This window comes from Bradyrhizobium sp. UFLA05-112 (genome assembly GCF_053572325.1).
This window is the reverse complement of the sequence record NZ_JBANBK010000181.1, coordinates 1-3,964: the sequence shown is the minus strand read 5'-3', so window position 1 is coordinate 3,964 and position 3,964 is coordinate 1. Positions and strand designations below refer to the sequence as shown.

2 protein-coding genes and 1 pseudogene are annotated in these 3,964 nt (G+C 56.9%); 2 read left to right on the top strand and 1 reads right to left on the bottom strand.

The genetic code is table 11. The features are described from left to right. On the top strand, positions 1 to 393 hold a 393-nt coding region (locus tag SO180_RS42080), incomplete at its 5' end, for a LysR substrate-binding domain-containing protein (RefSeq protein WP_449384656.1). 386 nt (positions 394 to 779) lie between these two features. Then, positions 780 to 3,431: a PAS domain S-box protein gene (locus tag SO180_RS42075; protein WP_449384655.1), complete on the top strand. Its 2,652-nt coding sequence runs from the start codon at positions 780 to 782 to the stop codon at positions 3,429 to 3,431. Between the two features lie 147 nt (positions 3,432 to 3,578). On the opposite strand, the pseudogene SO180_RS42070 reads toward SO180_RS42075, so the two are convergent. Next, positions 3,579 to 3,902, bottom strand: a pseudogene (locus SO180_RS42070) (Rieske 2Fe-2S domain-containing protein); the annotation flags it as partial. Positions 3,903 to 3,964: the final 62 nt, after the last annotated feature.

The following is a 3,964-nucleotide window of genomic DNA, read 5'->3' as shown; positions in this document are numbered from 1 at the left end:
CTGGAGATCAAGGCGGCACGCGCCAAAGGCATCGCGTATCTCAAACGCGGCGAAGCCGATCTTCTCCTCGGCCCCTACGACGTGCAGGAGGAAAGCCTCTATCATCGCAATCTGCTGGATGACCACTACGTGTGCGTCATGCACCGCGGCCATCCGCTCGCCGGCAGGAGGCTGCGCGTCGACGACTATGTCACCGCAGTCATACTCTTATCGACGCGGCTGGCGCTCGCTGACGGCGCAGTGGAAGCCATCGTGCAAGCGGTACGACAGAGACCTCTTTCGTGCTTCGATAACGCTGCTGCATCGCTAAAGACGGCGGGCGTTTCTAGTGAGCCGAAAAAGCGAATACCAAGAAAATCGTTTCGAACTTCGGTCCGATCGATTTCAAGATAATCGATCCGCATGCACCGCAAACCGCTGCCAGCCCCTTCGGAAGATCATGCCGTTCAACGCCTGCATACCCACGCCCGGCATCCAGCACGAGCACCAACTTCGGAGTGAGCGATGAAATTGTGATTGACCGGGCAGCAACCCAAGGCTGCGGCACGCTACTCAAGGAGGATGGCTAAGCATGAGACGAAGGTAACTTCCTATGTGAGCGTCCGATATCTAATGTTTAAAAGAAATATACGAAGGTTTGTAATGCGCCTTTTTCTACTGTGCTTATTTAAGGGGCGGACGTAGAAAGCGCTCAGGAGCGCCTGTCCGGGTCGAATAAATTGCTGTATTTTTTGTCTGATCACTAATCTCTCCGCCAGAAGGGCCGGACGGCTACAAGCATGTTTAACCAGCTCACCACGTTGGAACGTTCCGGCACGCAGTTTATCGTCGGTAGCATTACGCTAGGGGCGGTGACGCTAGCTTCCTTGTATATTCACAGCCCTTTCGCGGCCACGGCGTTCGCCTATCTGGTGGTGATCTTGCTGTTTTCGCTGAGGGGCAGCTTCATCGCATCATTGGTCCTTTCCATCGTCTCCGTCGCTAGTTTAGCCTACGTTTTTACGCCGCCCACGTTGAGTTTTCAGATCGATAATCCCCAGGACCTTTTGGTGGTTGTCGCTTTTCTCACTGCGTCAATTGTCGGAACGCACCTGATAGGAAAAGTTCGTCGCAAAAGGGAAGTTGCGCGTGAGGCCGCAGCCAAGCTACCGCACAGTGCGGCCGATCTGCATAACCGCGAGAAACTGTGGCGCGCAATCTTTGAGCATAACCCGGCCATGTACTTCATGGTCGATGAAGCGGGGACGGTCCTGAACGTCAATACTTTCGGCGCGACTCAACTCGGCTATACGCCTGCCGAACTAGTCGGCCTATCCGTGCTGAAGGTCTTTCCGGAAGACGATCGTGAGGTCGTTCGCAAATGCATCGGGAGTTGTCTTGCAGATATCGGCCAATCGCGCACCTGGGACATCCGGAAAGTCAGAAAGGACGGCTCGGTGCTGTGGGTACGCGAAAACGCCAAAGCCATGCTGTGGGCCGAAGACAAGCTCATCGTCCTCATTGCCTGCGAAGATATCACTGAGCAAAAGCGGACAGAACTTGCGCTGCAGCGAAGCGAGGCCCATTTGGCACAGGCGCAGGAATTGAGTCACACCGGCAGCTTCGGCTGGAACGCCGCCGGCGAGGTCTTTTGGTCGAAGGAGACTTTCCGGCTTTTCGAATACGATCCAGACGTCAAACCGACACCGCAACACGTTCTTGACCGCACCCACCCAGAGGATAAGGCTTCCGTCCAGGAGACGTTGGATCGAGCATCGCGAGGCGAGGACTTCGAGCACGAATACCGACTGCTGATGCCCGACGGATCAATAAAGCACATTCACGCACTAGCACGGGCCACGAGAACAGCATCTGGCGATGTCGAGTTTGTCGGGGCGGCGATCGACATCACGGCAGCGAAGCAGACGGAAGGGCGACTGCGCCGTAGCGAGGCCTATCTCGCCGACGCGCAGCAGCTCAGTCGCACAGGCACTTGGTCCTGGGACTGCCACCGTCGCTGTTTTGCTTATCGCTCCGTCGAAGTCAGTCGTTTGTTTGGCTTCGATCCGGAAGAGCCCGTGACGCTTGAGGCCATCCGTTCCCGTATTCATCCAGATGATTTGCCGATGCAGCAGGAAGTGCAACGTCGGGCGATTGAACAGAAATCAGGGAACTTCGAATATGATTTTCGGATCTGTCTTCCCGATGGCGCGATACGGCACATACATGCTATTGCGCACGCCGTGTTGGGAAGCGATGGCTCGACCGTCGAGCTCATCGGAACGCATATGGATATCACTGAGCAACACGCAGCCAGGGAAAGGTTAGAAAGCACCCTTGCTGCGCTACGTGAGAGCGAGCAACGTTTCCGTGACTACGCGGAAACTGCTTCCGATTGGCTATGGGAGACCGGGCCAGACCACCGGCTCACCTTATCGGAGCACACCAGCGCTACGGGCCTCTTGGCCACAGGGGCCATTGGCCTGCCTCGCTGGGAAATTGCGTGCGATGTTGAAGAAGAACCGGAGAAGTGGCGGCAGCATCAGGCGACACTCAGCGCGCATCTCCCATTTCGCGATCTGATCTATCGCACCATCAGCGCGACTGGGACGGCAATTTACTTCCAGACCAGCGGCAAGCCTTTTTTTGATGAAAGTGGCAACTTTCGCGGCTACCGTGGCGTCGCCACCGACATCACGACAAAAATTCGCGCAGATCAGGCAGAACAAGAGCTGCGGAAGGCACAGGCAGATCTTGCGCATGTTACGCGCGTGACCACGCTGGGGGAACTAACAGCCTCAATCGCCCACGAGGTAAACCAGCCGCTTGCGGCCATTATCAGCAACGCCGATGCGTGCCTCGGCTGGATAGGCCGCGAAACTCCGGATGTTGCCGGCGCGCGCCGATCAGTAGAGTGGATCATCGACGATGCGATGCGGGCAAGTGAGGTCATCCGCAGGGTCCGCACGCTTGCGAAGAAAGGTGATATCGAGAGGGTAGCGCTCGACATCAATGAGGTCGTGAACGAGGTCATCGCGCTGGTGACACGTGAGCTGGCTAATCACCAAGTGACCCTGCGAACTGAGCTGGCGCCAACACTTCCCACGATCCTCGGTGACCGGGTTCAGCTGCAACAGGTGATCATCAATCTGGTGATGAACGGAATCGAGGCGATGCAAGCAGTTGACGACCGTACGCGCGAACTGGTGGTTCAATCATCAAAGGACAATAACGGCCGCGTGCAGCTCTCTGTGAGTGATTGCGGGGTCGGAATCGCTGAGGATGATAGGGTCCGCATCTTAGATCCGTTTTTCACCACCAAATCAACTGGTCTTGGAATGGGTCTGTCGATCTGTCGTTCGATCATAGAAGCTCATGGAGGCCGCCTATCGATCGTCCGCAAGCAAGAGCCGGGCGCGACCTTTCGATTTGCCTTGCCGGTCGCGCCCTGATTGGGAGCTTTGAGTATCGGCGCGATCGCAAAAAGCTGATGGCCCGACAGGTTTATATCTTTATGCTTCAAGCGAACGCATCGATGCATCGAAGCGAATCTTTTGCAGTGGGAGGTTCAGATGCCGTCCAATTCGGATCGGCCCATAATGCCGCTCAGAGACCGGATAGGCACGCACGCAGGCTGACGGGTTGATCGTCTTCTGCGCGGGCATGTAGGAGCAGCGGCCGGCCGAATTGAAGACCAGCCCGTGATAGCCGCCCATGACGTCATCGCCCTTGAGATGTCCGAGCGACAACGGCAGCAGCCGGTGCCAACACGCATCCTCCAGCGCCGCGATGGCGCCGTCCGTACGGCGATAGAGCACGATGTTCTTGCCGCAGATGGTGCGGGCGGAAAGCTCGCGGGCGATCTCGTGGGACCATGCAGCCGCGTACCAGGCATTGAGCGGAAAGGGTTTTGGTGCGTTCACGGTGCAGCTATCTCCATGATTTAGTCGATGGTCGCGGGCTCGCCGTCTTAACTCCCATTTTC